This window comes from Streptomyces polyrhachis (genome assembly GCF_042663125.1).
GTDB classification, from domain to species: domain Bacteria; phylum Actinomycetota; class Actinomycetes; order Streptomycetales; family Streptomycetaceae; genus Streptomyces; species Streptomyces polyrhachii.
In genome coordinates this window covers 39,077-55,566 of sequence record NZ_JBHSZO010000037.1, presented here as the reverse complement: position 1 = coordinate 55,566, position 16,490 = coordinate 39,077, and the positions used below count along the sequence as shown (strand labels likewise).

Here is a 16,490-nt window from a genome sequence, read left to right as displayed (position 1 = left end):
CGGCGGCATGAAGGGCACCACCTGGGTGCAGATCGTCAAGGCCGTGCTGCTGATCAGCGGCACCCTGCTGATCACCTTCCTGGTGCTCAACAAGTTCGACTTCAACATCTCCGACCTGCTGGGCGCCGCCGCCGACAACGCCTCCCAGGGCGAAGGCGGCGTGGACGCCGGGCAGTTCCTCTCCGGCGGCCTGCAGTACGGCCTCAACACCACCACGAAGATCGACTTCATCTCCCTGGGCATCGCCCTGGTGCTGGGCACCGCCGGACTGCCGCACATCCTCATCCGCTTCTACACGGTCCCCACCGCCCGCACGGCCCGCAAGTCCGTGCTCTGGGCGATCGGCATCATCGGCGGCTTCTACCTGATGACCATCGCGCTGGGCTTCGGCGCCGCCGCCCTGATCGACCGCACCGACATCATCTCCTCCAACAAGGCCGGCAACACCGCCGCGCCACTCCTCGCCTTCGAAGTCGGCGGCGGCGAGGACTCGGCGGGCGGCGCGATCCTGCTCGCGGTGATCTCCGCCGTCGCCTTCGCCACCATCCTGGCCGTCGTCGCGGGCCTGACCCTGGCCTCGTCCTCCTCCTTCGCCCACGACATCTACGCCAACGTCATCCGCAAGGGGCAGGCCACCGAGGGCGAGGAGGTCGGCGCGGCCCGCCTCTCCGCCGTCGCCATCGGCGCGGTGGCCATCCTGCTGGGCGTCTTCGCCGGCAACCTCAACGTGGCCGGACTGGTCGCCCTGGCCTTCGCGGTCGCGGCCTCCGCCAACCTGCCGACGCTCCTCTACAGCCTCTTCTGGCGGCGCTTCAACACCAACGGCGCCCTCTGGTCCATCTACGGCGGACTGACCACCGCGGTGGTGCTGGTGCTCTTCTCCAAGGTGGTCTCCGGCGACCCCAACGCGATGTTCCCGGACGCCGACTTCCACTGGTTCCCGCTGAAGAACCCCGGCATCATCTCGATCCCGGCGGGCTTCCTCTTCGGCTACCTCGGCTCGGTCCTCACCAAGGACGAGGACCCCGACGGCGCCAAGTACGCGGAGCTGGAGGTCCGTTCACTGACGGGAGCGGGCGCGCACTGACGAAGTCGTACGGGGGCGGGGGCAGGCCCAGCTGGGCTTGCCCCCGCCCCCGTACGCTTCGAGTCCCTTACGCCCCCCACGCAGCCCCCGCCCCTGACGCTTTCGACACAAAACAGGGTGAGTTGTTGTGGAACCACCCCGTCACTCCCGTCACTCCAGCCTCGTTCTTCCCGCGTACGGATCGCGCCGGAGGAGGCAGCCGCTTGGACGCCACCGTCACCCTGACCGGCTCGGTGCTGGCCTGCTTCGGGATGCTGGGCGCCGCGCTGGTGGCGTACTTCGGCAAACGCGGCGAGAACGTGGTCGCCGGCTACTCCAGCCTCACCGAGCGCCTCCAGACCGAGCGCGACCGCCTGGAGCGGCAGGTCGCCGAACTGGGCGCGCAGGTCATCGAGTTGCGCACCCAGCAGGTCGAGGACAAGAGCGAGATCGCACGGCTTCGGCACAGCAGCGACCACCGGGGAGGCGTCTCGTGAGCAAGGTGGAACGGCTGCTGGCCCGGCGCTGGCGCTCGGTGTTCCTGGCCTGCGTACTGGTCGCCCTGTGCGGGGTGGCGGCCGTGCTGTGGGCCCGGATCGACGCGGGCGACCGGCGCGCGGAGCGGATGACCGCGGAGGCCGACCGCCGCGGCCGGGCGCTGGTCACCCTCGCCGACGACGTACGCGCCCTGCGCGCGCAGGTCTCCCGCACCGGGGAGACCCCCGCCGCCCCCGACCCCTCGCAGGCCGTCGAAGGGCTGATGGCGCGGGTACGGGTGCCGGTCGGCGCCGCCGGGAGCGACGGCAAACCGGGCGAGGAGGGGGCCGACGGCTCGATCGGCCCGCGCGGACCGGCAGGCGTCCGGGGACCTGGAGGAGAACAGGGCACCCCGGGCGCGGACGGCGCTCCGGGTGCCGACGGAGCGGACGGCGCTGCTGGAGCGGACGGAATCGACGGTGCGAACGGCATCGACGGCGCCCCCGGAGCGCCGGGCGCGGACGGGGCGGCGGGCGCGCCGGGGGAGCCCGGGGCCTCCGGCGAGCAGGGCCCGACCGGCCCGCAGGGACCGGAAGGCCCCACCGGCCCGCAGGGGGAGAGGGGCGACCCCGGCCCCGCCTGCCCCGAGGGCTACGCGCTGCAGGCCCCCGCCTACGACGCCGACGCGCTGGTCTGCCGCCGCGGCGCCCCCGCGCCCGAGGCGCCGGCGGCGAGCGCGGGCTTCATGCTCCTGCCCCTCCCGCGTCGCTGGACGGCCCGCCTGCGGCGGTGGCGGGACCGGGCGTGGTCGGACCGGCCGCAGTGGGACCGGCCGTAGCAGGACCCGACTGGGGACGGGGAATGCCGGCGGCCCGCGCGGCGCGCAGATCGGCGCCGACGGCCGGGGAGTCCGCGAGCGCCTCCTCCAGCGTCCCCACCGGCCGGAACACCCGCGTCAACTCGGCGGCCCGCAGCACCCGCAGCGCGCGCCCCGGCCCGCAGACCAGCCGCAGCGTCCCCTCGCGCTCGGCGACCCGGCGGTAGGCGCGGCACAGCAGCCGCAGCCCGGAGCAGTCGAAGAAGTCCGCCGGCGTCAGGTCGACCACCAGCCGGGGGGCCGGCGCGCTGGTGAGCGCGTCCACCTGGGGCTCGGCCTCCGCCAGCGCGGCGATGTCTATCTCCCCGTGCAGCTCTAGGACCGAGAAGCCCTCTAAGAGATAGCTGCGGGCATGCCACGTCCGCGTGGGGAGCGACGACTCCCCGGCGTGGCTCTGCGGGGCCTCAGCTTGCACGACGGTCCCCCTCGCGGCATGCGAACGGCCTGACTTGGCGGCTTGACGGATTGGCGCCTTGGCAATGCGTAGGGCAACAGGCAACCGACCGCGGGCCGTCGTGGTCAAGGGCGGCGATGCGATCACCGCTCACCGTAATGGCCCATCCCCGAGCCCTGGCAAGAGTTGACCCCTCCGCAACCAAGGTATTTCGCCCGATGGGGTGAACACCCCAGGGCATCCTTGACGTTACCGTCTTACCGGCAACGAGCACCCTTCTTCCCGCCAAACCGCAGCGTGCCGGAGATGCCGCCCCGCTCCTTCGCGCTCCCGCCGCACCCGCCCGGACCGCACCGGCCCACCCCACCCCGGTACCTATGCGCGGCCGCCGCCCGGCTCCCACCGCGCGGGCCGGCCGGCCCTGCTGGCGGGCACACCGCTCAGCGCGTCAGTACGTACCCCTGCGGGCGGTCCCCACCGCGGCTCAGCGTGCGCAGCCGCGTCCAGGCGGGGGCGGGCTCGCGGCGCGTCAGCAGCAGGACGCCGCGCGCCGCGACCGCCGCCGCCACCAGCGCCAGGGCCGCGCCCAGCACGCCCGCCTGGACGCGCTCGCCCAGCAGCGCGAGGCCGATCGCCGCGGCGATCGCCGGGTTGACCAGGTTGGAGACGGCCAGCGGGGCGCCCACGCCGTTGCCGTAGCCGGCCTGCGCCAGCATCAGGCCCGCGGGGGAGAACGCCACCACCGCGAGCGCGGCCAGCAGCGTCCCCGCGCCCCACTCCGGGCGCACCGCCACCGTCTGCGAGAGCACCGACGCCACCCCGAAGGCCACACCCGAGGCGGCGGCCAGGCACAGGCTGCGCACCGTGGCGCCGATACGGGCCCGCGCCGCCCCCGCGAGCACCGCCACCGCCAGGGCGGCGACCGCGGCCACCGCGGCGACCTGGCCCGTACCCAGCGCCTGCGGCGTGCCGTCCGAGCGGGTGAGCAGCACGATCCCGGCCAGCCCCGCCATCGTCAGCGCCGCGCCCCGCCACTGCACGGCGCCCACCCGGCGCCCGGTCACCGCCGCCTGCAGCGGCAGGGCGAGCACCAGCGTCAGGGCGCCGAGCGGCTGGACGATCGTCAGCGGCCCGTAGCGCAGGGCGACCACGTGCAGCAGCGCGGCGGCGACGTTGAGCCCGACCGCCACCCACCAGCCGCCCTGCCGCAGCGCCTGCGCGGCCGAGGCGCGGCCGGCGATCCGCTCCTGCAGAACGGCCCCGCCCGCGTACGCGACCGAGGAGGCGAGCGCCAGGAGGAGTGCTGCGTACATGACGGTTCTTCTTCCTCTGCGGAGGGGAGGGGATCGGCTCCCTCTGTACTTCTCAAGTTAGAAGCCAACTAGGACAGTTGCTGTCCTCGACGGCTGTCGGAGACCCGACTTCCTTGTCTGCCGCCTGTGCTGACCCGCACTGCCCGGGAAACTCATCGCCGCGGGCCGTCCGGTGCCACTCCGGGGCATCCAAGAGAGAAGGATCGTTCGTTTTAGCGTCGGGAACACTGTCCTCCCGGCTCCGCCTCCTTGTCAAGAACGACCGTTCGTTCTAACGTGCCGCCCATGGCACGCGTATCCCAGCAGCACCTCGACGCCCGGCGCCGGCAGATCCTCGACGGCGCTCGCCGCGCCTTCACGCGGGGCGGCTTCCACGCCACCTCGATGCAGGACATCCTCAAGGAGAGCGGCCTGTCCGCCGGTGCGGTCTACCGCTACTTCCCGGGCAAGAACGAGATCATCGCGGCCGTCGCGGAGGAGGCGTTCGAACGGCTGCGCGGCGCCTTCGAGGACGCGGTGCACGAGGCCCCGCTCCGGCCGCTGGAGGACGTACTGGCGAGCGTGCTGGCCGCCGCGCTGCACGAGGAGGGGTCGTGCGGGGCGGACGGGGCCGGCGGAACGGGCGGATGCGCGGACCCGCTCGACGGGCGGACGTTCCCGCAGCTCATCCTGCAGGTCTGGGGCGAGTGCATCCGCGACGAGCCGCTGCGCCGGGCCATGACCAGCGGCTACGGGCGGATGCGCGAGGCGTGGGCCGGGCTGATCGCCGCCTACCAGTCCGCCGGCGTGCTGCCCCCCGACATCCCGGCCGTCGCCGTCGCCCGTACGCTCATGGCCGCCTGCCAGGGCTTCCTCGTCCAGCAGGCCGTCTTCGGCGACGTCACCAGCGACCTCCTGCGCGACGGCCTGCGCGCCCTGCTGACCGCGCCCGTGCCGCAGTCCGGCGCCCGCGATCGGTAGCCTGGCCAGCGCCGCAACCGCGACCGATCCGCCGGACGAGCGTACATACACCGCCGCGCGGAGTGTCCGCGCCGCCCGGCGGCCGTGTCGCGTGACGATCACCCCATGCGACGATTTATCACACAAACGGGAGTGGCGACCGTGCTCTGCCTCGCCGTGTCGGTACCGGCCGTCGCGGCACAGGCGGCCCCGCGACCAGGCACCCCGCAGACCGGCCTCCCGCGCGCCGGCGACGACGGCAAGAACAGCCTGAAGGCGGCGAAGAGCGAGGTCGACCGCCTCTTCGCGGACGCCGGGCGCATCACCCAGCAGTACGAGGCCGCCCGGCGCGCCGTGCGCCACCAGCAGACGAGGATCGAGCGGCTGGCCGGCCAGGTCCGCGACCAGCAGCGCCGGGTCACCGCCCTGCGGGGCAGCCTCGGGCGGATGGCCGCCCTGCAGTACCGCAACGGCGGGGACGCGGCGTTCGACCCCACCACCCAGTTCATGCTGTCCGACGACCCCGGCGACTTCATGGACCGCCTCTACCTCGCCGGCAGGGGCGAGCGCGCCGCCGGACAGCTGCTGGAGCGCACCCAGCGGGCCGAGGAGGGGCTGCGGGCGGAGAAGGCGCGCGCCGGGCGGGCGAAGCTGGAGCTGGACCACGAGCTGTACGTACAGCGGCAGGCGAAGCGCACGCTGGAGAGCAAGCTGCTGCGCGCGCAGGACAAGCTGGCCAAGCTGCGCGACCGGCTGGCGGCCCAGGAGCGCGCCCGGGCCGCCGCGCAGGCCCGCGCGCGGACCTCGGACAAACCCGCCGCGGGCGGCGCGGACAGCGCGGACAGCACGGACAGCACGGGCGGTGCGGGCAGCAAGCGCGGCAGCGAGTGCGTGGCGTGGCAGTCCGCCGTCCCCTTCAGCATGAACGGCGCGGAGGACGCGGCCGACGGCAAGCCCTTCGTGGCCCGGCGCTGGCGCGCCCCGGTCACCGGCTACCAGCTCACCTCGCGCTTCGCCCAGGCCGGCGAGCACTGGGGCAGCCTCCACACCGGCCTGGACTTCGCTGTTCCCGAGGGCCGGCCGGTGCGCAGCGTCGGCTTCGGCACGGTCTACGAACTGGGCTGCGACGGCGCCTTCGGCAACTCGGTGACCGTCCAGCACGACGACGGCTACTACACCTTCTACGCCCACCTCTCCGAGCTCGACGTCCGGCCCGGCCAGCGGGTCTTCCCCGGCCAGCACCTCGGCAAGGCGGGCACCACCGGCAACTCCACCGGCCCGCACCTGCACTTCGAGGTCCGCGCCACCCCGCTCTTCGGCTCGGGCATCGACCCCGAGCCGTGGCTGAAGGCGAAAGGAGTCACCCCGTAGCCGCCCGCGCTCACCCCAGCGCGAACTCGCACCACACCACCTTTCCGTCGCCCCGCGGCTCGACCCCCCAGACGTCCGCGAGCCGGTCGACCAGCAGCAGCCCCCGGCCCGACACCCCCGACTCGCCCGGCTCACGGCGCCGGGGCATCGCGCTGGAGGCGTCCGCGACCTCGATCCGGACGCGGTGGCGCCGCACCCCGGCGGGGCCGGCGCCGGCGGCCCGCAGCGTCCGCGCCGTGACGACCGCCGGGCCGTCGGTGTGCAGCAGCGCGTTGGTGACCAGCTCGTCGGCGACCAGCTCCACCTCGTCCGATCGGTCCCCGGCGCCCCAGGCCCGTACCGCGGCCCGGATCATGTGCCGGGCGGCCGAGAGGCCCTCCGGGTCGGCCGGGTTGACGTGCTGGGTGAGCCGCCCGCCGGTGTCCCCGACGGCGGGGGAGCCGCCGCGGCGCAGCGCGAGCAGCGCCATGTCGTCATCGCCCCCGCGCGTCTCCACCAGGTCCAGCAGCGAGTCCGCCAGCGCGCCCAGCTCCGCCGGCCCCGAGGCGACCCGCTCGGCCAACTCCCGCATCCCCTCCTCCAGTCCGGACCCCGGCCGCTCCAGCAGCCCGTCCGTGCACAGCAGCACCGTCTCGCCGGGGTCGAGCCCCAGCCGCGTCACCGGGTACTCCAGCTGCCCGAACTCCGCCGAGAGCCCCAGCGGCAGCCCGCCGGGCACCGACAGCCAGCGCGCGGTGCCGTCCGCCGCGCGTACCAGCGGGTCCACGTGTCCGGCCCGTACCACCCGCAACGCCCCTGAATCCAGGTCCACTTCGGCGTAGACGCAGGTGGCGAAGCGGTCGGTGTCCAGCTCGTGGAGGAACTCCGAGGCCCGCGCCATCACCGTCACCGGCGAGTGCCCCTCGGTGGCGTAGGCGCGCAGCACGATGCGCAACTGCCCCATCACCGCCGCCGCTTCGGTGTCGTGCCCCTGCACGTCGCCGATCACCACCGCCACCCGGCCGCCCGGCAGCGGGATCACGTCGTACCAGTCGCCGCCGATGTCGCGCCCGCTGCCGGCCGGGCGGTAGCGCACCGCGACCTGGGCGCCGGCCAGTTCGGGGATGGTGCGCGGCAGCATCGCCCGCTGCAGGTCCTCGGCGAGGTGGTGCTCCTGGTCGAAGAGCATCGCCCGCTGCAGGCTCTGCGCGATGCTGCTGCCCAGCGCGATGAGCAGGTTGCGCTCCTCGGGCGTGAAGACGGACTTCCCCTTGTAGAAGAGCGCGATCGCCCCGATCACGCGGCCCTGCGCGATCAGCGGCAGGTAGGCGGCCGAGTCGATGTCGCGCGGCTCGATGTACGGCCACAGCCGCGGATAGCGCCGCCGGAACTCCCTGCGCGACAGGACGAACAGCGGCCGCATCGTGCGGACCACCTCGCTCATCGGGAAGGGGTCGGAGACGCGGGTGAACTCCGTGCCCGCCGCGTAGCTGCCCGCCTGCCCCTCCGCGACCAGCGAGATGTGGCCGCTCTCCACCAGCCCCAGGATGACGTTGCCCGCGCCGAGCCGCTTGAGGCCCTCGGGACCGTCGAGTACGTCCACGACCTCGCCGACGGTGCGCGCGTGCGCCAGCGCCGCCGTGGTCGACTCCACGATGGAGGTCTGGCGCGCCCGCTCCCGGTCCAGCGCCAGCCGCACGGCGGAGTAGGTCAGCTCCAGCGTGGCGTCCCGCAGGACGCCGACGATCCGCAGCGCCCGGCCCGCCCCGTCGCGCTGGATCGCGCCCTGGGTGTGCGTCCAGCGCAGGGTGCCGTCCGGGCGGCGGGTGCGGAAGTAGGCGCCGTAGTGGGAGGAGCCGTCGTTGAGCGCCTGCGAGATGAGGGTGTCCAGCCGGTACACCTCGGCGGCCGGCACCCGCGCGTTCAGGGAGCGCGGGTCGCCGCCGTACTCCTCGGGGGTCATCTCGAAGACGGCCAGGGCGTTGTCGTCCATCGCTATCTGCCCGGTGGACAGGTCCCACTCGAAGGCGCCCATCCGGTTCAGCGCCATGGCCTCGCCCGGGTCCGGCCGCCGGGCGGACGGCGCGGGCGGGGCGGGGCGGGCCGGGTCGCTCACCTGTCCACTGTGTGGCCTGCGGGGGCGTTCCGCAGCTTGTGCGGGACCGCCGCGGGCGCCGCTGCGGAAGCGGCCGGGGCCGGGCCGGGGCTGCCCGAGCGCCCGGTGGGCGGTGATGAGACATTGGCACCATGAGCGACTCAACCGCAGCCACCTCCCCGCAGACCCCCGAGCTGTCCCGCGAATGGCAGCTGAAGGCCCGCCCCGAGGGCTGGCCGGTGCCCGGGGACTTCGCCCTGCTCGCCTCGCCGGTGCGCGCGCCCGAGCCCGGGGAGATCCTGGTCCGCAACGAGTACCTCTCCGTGGACCCGTACATGCGCGGGCGGATGAACGACGTGAAGTCCTACGTCCCGCCCTTCCAGCTCGACGAGCCCATGGACGGCGGCGCGGTCGGCGTGGTCGTCGCCTCCCAGAACGAGGACTTCCAGCCCGGCGACCACGTCCTGCACGGCCTGGGCTGGCGCGAGTACGCCACCCTGCCCGGCGCCCGCGCGGCCAAGGTCGACCCCGAGGCGGCGCCCCTGCCGGCGTACCTCGGGGTGCTCGGCATGCCCGGCCTGACCGCCTACGCGGGCCTGCTGGAGGTGGCCGGCTTCCAGCCCGGCGACGCGGTCTTCGTCTCCGGCGCGGCGGGCGCGGTCGGCAGCCAGGTCGGCCAGATCGCCAAGCTCAAGGGCGCCTCCCGGGTCGTCGGCAGCGCGGGCTCCGACGAGAAGGTGCGCATCCTGGTCGAGGACTACGGCTTCGACGCGGCGTTCAACTACAAGAACGGCGACGTGTACGGCCAGCTGAAGGCCGCCGCCCCCGAGGGCATCGACGTCTACTTCGACAACGTCGGCGGCGAGCACCTGGAGGCCGCGATCAGCGCCCTGCGCGTCCACGGCCGCGCCGCCATCTGCGGCATGATCGCCCAGTACAACGCCACCGGACCGGAGCCGGGCCCGAGCAACCTCGCCCAGGTCATCGGCAAGCGGCTGCGCCTGCAGGGCATGCTGGTCAGCGACCACGCCGAGCTGCAGCCGCAGTTCCTGCGCGAGGTGGGCGGCTGGATCCGCTCCGGCGAGCTGGCGTACAGCGAGACGATCGCCGAGGGCATCGACAGCGCGGTGGACGCCTTCCTGGGCATGCTGCGCGGCGACAACATCGGCAAGATGATCGTCCAGCTCTGAGGCCGGTCGCCACGACGCACGCCCGCCCGCGGCCCGTCCCGGGCGGGCCGTTAACCTCGGAGCATGGACAGTCTGCGGATGATCGACTCCTGGCCCGTGCCCACCGCGGCGGCGGCCGTCGTACGGGCCGACGGGACGCTCGCGGGCACCCGCGGCCCCCAAGGCCACCGCTTCCACCTGGCCTCCGTCACCAAGCCGCTGGTCGCCTACGCGGCGCTGGTGGCGGTGGAGGAGGGCGCGATCGAGCTGGAGGAGCCGGCCGGCCCCGAGGGCTCGACGGTACGGGACCTGCTCGCGCACACCTCCGGCCTCGGCTTCGACGAGGACCGCGTCTTCGCGGCGCCCGGCAACCGCCGGCTGTACTCCAACGAGGGCTTCGAGACCCTCGCGGAGCACCTGGTGAAGGCGACCGACATCCCCTTCGCCGAGTACCTGCGCGAGGCGGTCCTCGTCCCCCTCGGGATGACGGCCACCACGCTGGAGGGCTCGGCGGCCAAGGACGGCCGCTCCACGGCCGCCGATCTCACGCGCTTCGCCGCCGAGTTGCAGGCCCCGCGGCTGATCTCCCCGCAGCTGCACGCCGAGGCGACCTCGGTCGTGCGCCCCGGCCTGAAGGGCGTCCTGCCGGGCTACGGCCACCAGAGCCCCAACGACTGGGGCCTGGGCCTGGAGATCCGCGGCGGCAAGTCCCCGCACTGGACAGGGACTTCCTCCTCCCCGCGCACCTTCGGCCACTTCGGCCAGGCGGGCACCTTCCTGTGGGTCGACCCCGAGGCGGGCGCCGCCTGCGTCGTCCTCACCGACCGCCCCTTCGGCGAGTGGTCGGCGCAGGCCTGGCCGCCCTTCACGGACGCGGTGCTGGCCGAACTGCGGGCGCGCTGAGCGCACTTCGGGGCGGGCCGGGGCCCGTGGGGCGCAGGTCCTAGCCGAACTCCGGCCCCGCCGCGTTCATCTCCCACACCAGCACCTCCGCCGCCCCCGCGGCGGTCAGCTCCAGCCCCTCCGAGCCGGCGATGCGCGCCGCGTCGCCCGCGCGGACCTCCTCGCCGGCGAGGAGCACCGCGCCGCGCACCACGTGCACGTACACCCACGGGGCGTCCGGCAGCGCGGTGCGCTCGCCGTCCACCAGGCGCCGCACGTGCAGCATCGCGCCCGCGCGCTCCACCGCCAGCGGGGTGCCGTCCGCGATGCCGCGCACCAGTTCGTACGAGGACCGCCCGCCGGGCTTGCGGGGCATCAGCCACATCTGCACGAAGCGCAGCGGCCCGCTGGAGTCGTTGCGCTCGACGTGCCGCACGCCCTTGCCCGCGCTCAGGTGCTGCACGTCCCCGGGGCGCACGGTCTGGCGGTTGCCCCGCGAGTCGCGGTGGGTCAGCTCGCCCTCGATCACCCAGGTGACGATCTCCATGTCGCGGTGCTGGTGCTCCGCGAAGCCCGAACCGCCCTTCAGCCGCTCCTCGTTGGCGGCGACCAGCGCCCCGAAACGCACGTTGGAGGGGTCGTAGAAGCCCGAGAAGGAGAACGCGTGCAGCGACTCGACCCCCTCGGCCCCGTCCCCGCCCCGATACCGACCCTCGCCCCGCCGCACCTGAATCACGAAGTCACGGTACGCCGCGCACGCCCCCACCCGGCGCGAACCCCGCAGGATTCACGCCCGCACAAACCGCGCACCCCGGAATAACCGGCTCCCCCCACCCGAAACCCGCGCACATCCCGAACGGCCCTACCCTTGGACACGTGCCCGAAGCCGAACCCCCCCTGCATGCCCTCCGCGGCGACGACAGCCACGCGGCCACCCTCAAGCGTCTGGAGAAGGCCTCCGGCGAGCTGGCCGCCGCGGCCATCGCGCGGATGGACGAGCAGCTGCCCTGGTACCGGGCGATGCCGCCCGAGCACCGCTCGTGGATCGGGCTGGTGGCCCAGGCCGGCATCGCGGCCTTCACCGAGTGGTTCCGCCACCCCGAGACCCCGCAGGCCATCAGCACCGACGTCTTCGGCACCGCGCCGCGCGAGCTGACCCGCGCGGTCACCCTGCGCCAGACCGTGGAGATGGTCCGTACGACCATCGAGGTCATGGAGACGGCCATCGACGGCGTGGCCGCCCCCGGCGACGAGGGCGTACTGCGCGAGGCCCTGCTCGTCTACGCCCGGGAGATCGCCTTCGCCACCGCCCAGGTCTACGCCCAGGCCGCCGAGGCACGCGGCGCCTGGGACGCGCGCCTGGAGTCCCTGGTGGTCAACGCGGTGCTCTCCGGCGAGGCCGACGAGGGCGCGCTCTCGCGGGCCGCCGCCCTGGGCTGGAGCAGCCCCGAGCACGTCTGCGTGGTGCTGGGCACCGCCCCCGAGGGCGACAGCGAGCTGACCGTCGAGGCCATCCGCCGCGCCGCCCGGCACGCGAAACTGCAGGTCCTCACCGGCGTGCTGGGCGACCGGCTGGTCGTCATCACCGGCGGCAGCGCCGATCCGCTCAAGGCCGCCAAGTCCCTCATCGGCCCCTTCGCCCGCGGCCCCGTCGTCGCCGGCCCCGTCGTCGGCGACCTGCTCGCCGCCACCCGCTCCGCGCAGGCCGCCACCGCCGGCCTCAAGGCGTGCGCCGCCTGGCAGGACGCGCCCCGGCCCGTACTGGCGGACGATCTGCTGCCCGAGCGGGCCATCGCGGGAGACCCGGCCGCGCGCGAGCAGTTGGTGGAGGAGATCTACAGACCGCTGGAGGAGGCGGGTTCGGCGCTGCTGGAGACGCTCAGCGTCTATCTGGAGCAGGCCAGCTCCCTGGAGGGCGCCGCGCGGATGCTCTTCGTCCATCCCAACACCGTCCGCTACCGGCTGCGACGTGTGACGGACGTCACGGGCTGGTCGCCGTCGGATGTGCGTTCGGCGTTCACCCTGCGGATCGCGCTGATCCTGGGCCGACTGGCCGAGGCCGAGCCCTCGTCGTAGGCCGAGCACAGGGTTTTGTGGGAAACCAACAAGCCGCCCCCGGGTTCTTCGTCCCCGTCCCCACGGGCGCCGCAGGGCCCGCGCAGGAGAAGGTGTGAGGGTGCTCGTACTCGTTGCTCCCGGCCAGGGCGCCCAGACGCCCGGCTTCCTGACCCCCTGGCTCGACCTGCCCGGTCTCGCCGACCGCCTGACCGCCTGGTCCGACGCGGCCGGCATCGACCTGGTGCGCTACGGCACGACGGCCGGCGCGGAGGAGATCCGCGACACCGCCGTGGCGCAGCCGCTGCTGGTCGCGGCCGCACTGGCCGCCGCCCACGCGCTGCTCGGGGACGACCCCGTGGCAGCCGTACGGGAGCGGGCCGGCGCCGTCGCCGGCCACAGCGTGGGCGAGCTGACGGCCGCCGCGCTCACCGGCGTGCTGACCCCCGAGGAGGCCCTCGCCCTGGTCCGCGCCCGCGGCCTGGCGATGGCGCGGGCCGCCGCGGTCACCGAGACGGGCATGTCCGCCGTCCTGGGCGGCGACCCCGAGGCCGTCGTGGCCCACCTGAAGGGCCTGGGCCTCACCCCCGCCAACATCAACGGCGGCGGCCAGATCGTCGCCGCCGGTACGGCCGAGCAGCTCGCCGCACTGGCCGAGGACAAGCCGGACAAGGCCCGCGTCATCCCCCTGCAGGTGGCCGGCGCCTTCCACACCGCGCACATGGAGCCCGCGGTGGCCGCGCTGGCCGCCGAGGTCGGCGCGCTCACCCCCGGCGACCCGGTGGCGCCCTACGTCTCCAACCGCGACGGCCGAGTCACCACCTCCGGCCAGGAGGTCGTCGACCGCCTCGTCGGCCAGGTCGCCAACCCGGTGCGCTGGGACAGCTGCATGGACACCTTCGTCGAACTCGCGGGCGAGGGCGGCGGGTTGACCATGGTGGAGCTGCTCCCCGGCGGCACCCTGACCGGCCTGGCCAAGCGCGCCCTGCGCGGCGTCGCGCCGCTGACCACCGTGGCGCTGAAGACCCCCGCCGACCTCGACGCGGCCCGCGAGGCCGTCGCGGCGGCCGCCCCACGGGCGGCGCGGTGAGGCCCGTACGACCGGAACCCGCCGGGACCCGGGACCCGAAGCGACCCATGGAGAGGTGCGCATGAGCGCGAAGATCAAGCCCGGCAAGGGCTCCCCGTACGCGCGCATCCTCGGCGTCGGCGGCTACCGCCCGACCCGCGTGGTGCCCAACGAGGAGATCCTGACGTACATCGACTCCTCCGACGAGTGGATCCGCTCCCGCTCGGGCATCGCCACCCGGCACTGGGCCGGTGAGGACGAGACCGTCGCCGAGATGTCCGTCGCGGCGGCCGGCAAGGCCCTCGCCGACGCGGGCATCGCCGCCGAGGACATCGACGCGGTGATCATCTCCACCGTCTCGCACTTCCACCAGACCCCGGCCGTCGCCACCGAGATCGCCCACCGCATCGGCGCGGGCAAGCCGGCCGCCTTCGACATCTCCGCCGGCTGCGCGGGCTTCGGCTACGGCCTCACCCTGGCCAAGAGCCTGGTCGTCGAGGGCAGCGCCACCCACGTGCTGGTCGTCGGCGTGGAGCGGCTCTCCGACCTCACCGACAAGACCGACCGCGCCACCGCCTTCCTCTTCGGCGACGGCGCCGGCGCGGTCATCGTCGGCCCCGCCGAGGAGCCCGGCATCGGCCCCACGGTCTGGGGCTCCGAGGGCGACAAGGCCGGCGTCATCACCCAGACGGTGGGCTGGGACCGCTACCGGGTCGGGGACGTGGCGCAGCTGCCCCTCGGCGCGGACGGCGAGGTGCGCTTCCCCGCCCTCACCCAGGAGGGCCAGACGGTCTTCCGCTGGGCGGTCTTCGAGATGGCGAAGGTCGCCCAGGAGGCCCTGCGGGCCGCCGGGATTACCGCAGAAGAGTTGGACGTCTTCATTCCGCACCAGGCGAACATGCGGATCATCGACTCGATGGTGAAGACTCTGAAACTGCCGGAGCATGTCACGGTCGCCCGCGACATCGAGACCACGGGCAACACCTCGGCCGCCTCGATCCCGCTCGCGATGGAGCGGCTCCTGGCGACCGGGCAGGCGAAGAGCGGGGACCTCGCTCTCGTCATCGGCTTCGGGGCGGGACTCGTCTACGCCGCGACGGTCGTTACCCTCCCCTGAGCCCACCCGGGCTCACCGTAGAGAAACCGCAGAGAAGCAGAAGGAGCGCCACATGGCCGCCACGCAGGAAGAGATCGTCACCGGTCTCGCCGAGATCGTCAACGAGATCGCCGGTATCCCGGTCGAGGACGTCCAGCTGGACAAGTCCTTCACCGACGACCTGGACGTCGACTCGCTGTCCATGGTCGAGGTCGTCGTCGCCGCCGAGGAACGCTTCGACGTCAAGATCCCCGACGAGGACGTCAAGAACCTCAAGACGGTCGGCGACGCCACCGAGTACATCCTCACGCACCAGGGCTGACGCGGTACGGCCCCCGGCCCCGCCCCCGGTGGGGCGGGCCGGGGCGCCCGCACCCGTCCGCCGCGCCACCGCCCCGCGGTGGCGCCGCACCTTCCCCCGACACCTGGAGAGACATCCGTGAACGCGACCGATCGCACCGTGGTCGTCACCGGTATCGGCGCGACCACACCGCTGGGCGGCGACAGCGCCGCCACCTGGGAGGCCCTGCTGGCCGGCCGCTCCGGCATCACCGCCCTGGAGCAGGAGTGGGCCGCCGAGCTGCCGGTGCGCATCGCCGGGCAGATCGCGGTGGAGCCCACCGAGGTCATCCCGCGCCCCCAGGCCCGCAAGCTGGACCGCTCCGCGCAGTTCGCGCTGATCGCGGCCCGCGAGGCGTGGGCCGACGCCGGCTTCACCGGCAAGGCGGGCGAGACCGGCGACGCCGCGGTCGCCCCCGAGCGCCTGGGCGCGGTCATCGCCTCCGGCATCGGCGGCGTGACCACCCTGCTCGGCCAGTACGACGTTCTGCGCGAGCAGGGCGTACGCCGCGTCTCCCCGCACACCGTGCCGATGCTGATGCCCAACTCCCCCTCGGCGAACGTCGGTCTGGAGGTGAACGCCCGGGCGGGCGTCCACACCCCCGTCTCCGCCTGCGCCTCGGGCGCGGAGGCCATCGGCTACGCCATCGAGATGATCCGCACCGGCCGCGCCGACGTCGTCGTCGCCGGCGGTACGGAGGCGGCGATCCACCCGCTGCCCATCGCCGCCTTCGCCAACATGATGGCGATGTCCAAGAACAACGACGAGCCCACCCGGGCCTCCCGCCCCTACGACAAGGCCCGCGACGGCTTCGTCCTGGGCGAGGGCGCCGGCGTGATCGTCCTGGAGTCCGCCGAGCACGCGGCGGCGCGCGGCGCCACCGTCTACTGCGAGGCCGTCGGCCAGGGCCTCTCCGCCGACAGCCACCACATCGCGCAGCCCGAGCCCACCGGCCGCGGTGTCGCGGCGGCGCTGGAGCACCTCTTCGCCGGCAGCGACCTGAGGCCGGAGGAGGTCGTGCACGTCAACGCGCACGCCACCTCCACCCCGCAGGGCGACGTGGCGGAGATCAAGGCGCTGCGCCGGGTGCTGGGCGAGGACCTGGACCACATCGCGGTCTCCGGTACGAAGTCGATGACCGGCCACCTCCTGGGCGGCGCGGGCGGCGTGGAGACGGTCGCTACGGTGCTGGCGCTGAAGCACCGGGTCGCACCGCCGACGATCAACGTCGAGAACCTGGACGACGAGGTCGACCCCAAGCTCGTCTCCACCTCCCCGCGGCCCCTGCCGGAGGGCCGCATCGCCGCGCTGAACAACTCGTTCGGCTTCGGCGGCCACAACGTGGTGCTGGCGTTCAGGACGATCTGA

16 protein-coding genes are annotated in these 16,490 nt (G+C 74.1%); 12 read left to right on the top strand and 4 right to left on the bottom strand.

Annotation, left to right across the window (positions count from 1 at the left end; translation table 11 throughout):
* The 3 genes from ACFQLX_RS21010 to ACFQLX_RS21000 all read left to right on the top strand — a co-directional run.
* Positions 1-1,087, top strand: a 1,087-nt coding sequence (locus ACFQLX_RS21010) for a solute symporter family protein (protein WP_386417413.1), incomplete at its 5' end; no start/stop codon positions are given.
* A 203-nt stretch (positions 1,088-1,290) separates the two neighbouring features.
* Positions 1,291-1,563 carry a hypothetical protein gene (locus ACFQLX_RS21005; protein WP_386417411.1) on the top strand — a complete coding sequence of 91 codons (273 nt, stop codon included), beginning with the start codon at positions 1,291-1,293 and terminating at the stop codon, positions 1,561-1,563.
* On the top strand, positions 1,560-2,381 hold the full coding sequence (locus ACFQLX_RS21000) for a collagen-like domain-containing protein (RefSeq protein WP_386417409.1): 822 nt from the start codon (positions 1,560-1,562) through the stop codon (positions 2,379-2,381). Before ACFQLX_RS21005 ends, ACFQLX_RS21000 begins: the two co-directional genes overlap by 4 nt.
* On the opposite strand, the gene ACFQLX_RS20995 is transcribed toward ACFQLX_RS21000, so the two are convergent.
* Complete coding sequence (locus ACFQLX_RS20995; RefSeq protein WP_386417407.1) at positions 2,287-2,835, bottom strand: STAS domain-containing protein; 549 nt, start codon at positions 2,833-2,835, stop codon at positions 2,287-2,289. The two genes, ACFQLX_RS21000 and ACFQLX_RS20995, sit on opposite strands and share 95 nt — an antisense overlap.
* Before the next feature lie 419 nt (positions 2,836-3,254).
* The gene (locus ACFQLX_RS20990; RefSeq protein WP_386417405.1) at positions 3,255-4,127 is read right to left on the bottom strand and encodes a DMT family transporter; all 873 of its coding nucleotides are present in this window, start codon (positions 4,125-4,127) and stop codon (positions 3,255-3,257) included.
* 285 nt (positions 4,128-4,412) lie between these two features.
* Here ACFQLX_RS20990 and ACFQLX_RS20985 point away from each other — a divergent pair, with 285 nt between their 5' ends.
* Both ACFQLX_RS20985 and ACFQLX_RS20980 read left to right on the top strand, forming a co-directional pair.
* Positions 4,413-5,087 (top strand): TetR/AcrR family transcriptional regulator, encoded by a 675-nt coding sequence (locus ACFQLX_RS20985; RefSeq protein ID WP_386417403.1) that lies wholly within the window; start codon positions 4,413-4,415, stop codon positions 5,085-5,087.
* Between the two features lie 105 nt (positions 5,088-5,192).
* Entirely contained in the window at positions 5,193-6,437 is a 1,245-nt protein-coding gene (locus tag ACFQLX_RS20980) for a murein hydrolase activator EnvC family protein (protein WP_386417401.1), read from the top strand.
* A 10-nt stretch (positions 6,438-6,447) separates the two neighbouring features.
* On the opposite strand, the gene ACFQLX_RS20975 is transcribed toward ACFQLX_RS20980, so the two are convergent.
* Positions 6,448-8,532, bottom strand: a complete 2,085-nt coding sequence (locus ACFQLX_RS20975) for a SpoIIE family protein phosphatase (protein ID WP_386417399.1) — start codon at positions 8,530-8,532, stop codon at positions 6,448-6,450.
* A gap of 131 nt (positions 8,533-8,663) precedes the next feature.
* Here ACFQLX_RS20975 and ACFQLX_RS20970 point away from each other — a divergent pair, with 131 nt between their 5' ends.
* Together ACFQLX_RS20970 and ACFQLX_RS20965 are read left to right on the top strand one after the other, a co-directional pair.
* Positions 8,664-9,701, top strand: coding sequence for an NADP-dependent oxidoreductase (locus tag ACFQLX_RS20970; RefSeq protein WP_386417397.1), 1,038 nt, complete (start codon positions 8,664-8,666; stop codon positions 9,699-9,701).
* Positions 9,702-9,764: 63 nt separating this feature from the next.
* Positions 9,765-10,583 carry a serine hydrolase domain-containing protein gene (locus ACFQLX_RS20965; RefSeq protein WP_386417395.1) on the top strand — a complete coding sequence of 273 codons (819 nt, stop codon included), beginning with the start codon at positions 9,765-9,767 and terminating at the stop codon, positions 10,581-10,583.
* Between the two features lie 40 nt (positions 10,584-10,623).
* Here the strand turns inward: ACFQLX_RS20965 and ACFQLX_RS20960 are convergent, their stop codons facing one another.
* Complete coding sequence (locus tag ACFQLX_RS20960; protein WP_386417393.1) at positions 10,624-11,298, bottom strand: pirin family protein; 675 nt, start codon at positions 11,296-11,298, stop codon at positions 10,624-10,626.
* A 140-nt stretch (positions 11,299-11,438) separates the two neighbouring features.
* Here ACFQLX_RS20960 and ACFQLX_RS20955 point away from each other — a divergent pair, with 140 nt between their 5' ends.
* From ACFQLX_RS20955 to fabF, 5 genes are all read left to right on the top strand, one after another.
* On the top strand, positions 11,439-12,638 hold the full coding sequence (locus ACFQLX_RS20955; RefSeq protein ID WP_386417391.1) for a PucR family transcriptional regulator: 1,200 nt from the start codon (positions 11,439-11,441) through the stop codon (positions 12,636-12,638).
* 100 nt (positions 12,639-12,738) lie between these two features.
* Positions 12,739-13,707, top strand: coding sequence for an ACP S-malonyltransferase (locus ACFQLX_RS20950; RefSeq protein ID WP_386417416.1), 969 nt, complete (start codon positions 12,739-12,741; stop codon positions 13,705-13,707).
* Between the two features lie 61 nt (positions 13,708-13,768).
* On the top strand, positions 13,769-14,803 hold the full coding sequence (locus ACFQLX_RS20945; RefSeq protein WP_386417390.1) for a ketoacyl-ACP synthase III: 1,035 nt from the start codon (positions 13,769-13,771) through the stop codon (positions 14,801-14,803).
* 52 nt (positions 14,804-14,855) lie between these two features.
* Positions 14,856-15,104: an acyl carrier protein gene (locus ACFQLX_RS20940; RefSeq protein ID WP_386417388.1), complete on the top strand. Its 249-nt coding sequence runs from the start codon at positions 14,856-14,858 to the stop codon at positions 15,102-15,104.
* 117 nt (positions 15,105-15,221) lie between these two features.
* Positions 15,222-16,490 carry a beta-ketoacyl-ACP synthase II gene (gene fabF / locus ACFQLX_RS20935; RefSeq protein ID WP_386417386.1) on the top strand — a complete coding sequence of 423 codons (1,269 nt, stop codon included), beginning with the start codon at positions 15,222-15,224 and terminating at the stop codon, positions 16,488-16,490.

Bases quoted from the DNA above. Each gene is read 5' to 3' on its own strand.
- ACFQLX_RS20990 (WP_386417405.1), bottom strand. From the start codon at position 4,127: ATGTACGCAGCACTCCTCCTGGCGCTCGCCTCCTCGGTCGCGTACGCG.
- ACFQLX_RS20985 (WP_386417403.1), top strand. From the start codon at position 4,413: ATGGCACGCGTATCCCAGCAGCACCTCGACGCCCGGCGCCGGCAGATC.
- ACFQLX_RS20980 (WP_386417401.1), top strand. From the start codon at position 5,193: ATGCGACGATTTATCACACAAACGGGAGTGGCGACCGTGCTCTGCCTC.
- ACFQLX_RS20970 (WP_386417397.1), top strand. From the start codon at position 8,664: ATGAGCGACTCAACCGCAGCCACCTCCCCGCAGACCCCCGAGCTGTCC.
- ACFQLX_RS20965 (WP_386417395.1), top strand. From the start codon at position 9,765: ATGGACAGTCTGCGGATGATCGACTCCTGGCCCGTGCCCACCGCGGCG.
- ACFQLX_RS20945 (WP_386417390.1), top strand. From the start codon at position 13,769: ATGAGCGCGAAGATCAAGCCCGGCAAGGGCTCCCCGTACGCGCGCATC.
- ACFQLX_RS20940 (WP_386417388.1), top strand. From the start codon at position 14,856: ATGGCCGCCACGCAGGAAGAGATCGTCACCGGTCTCGCCGAGATCGTC.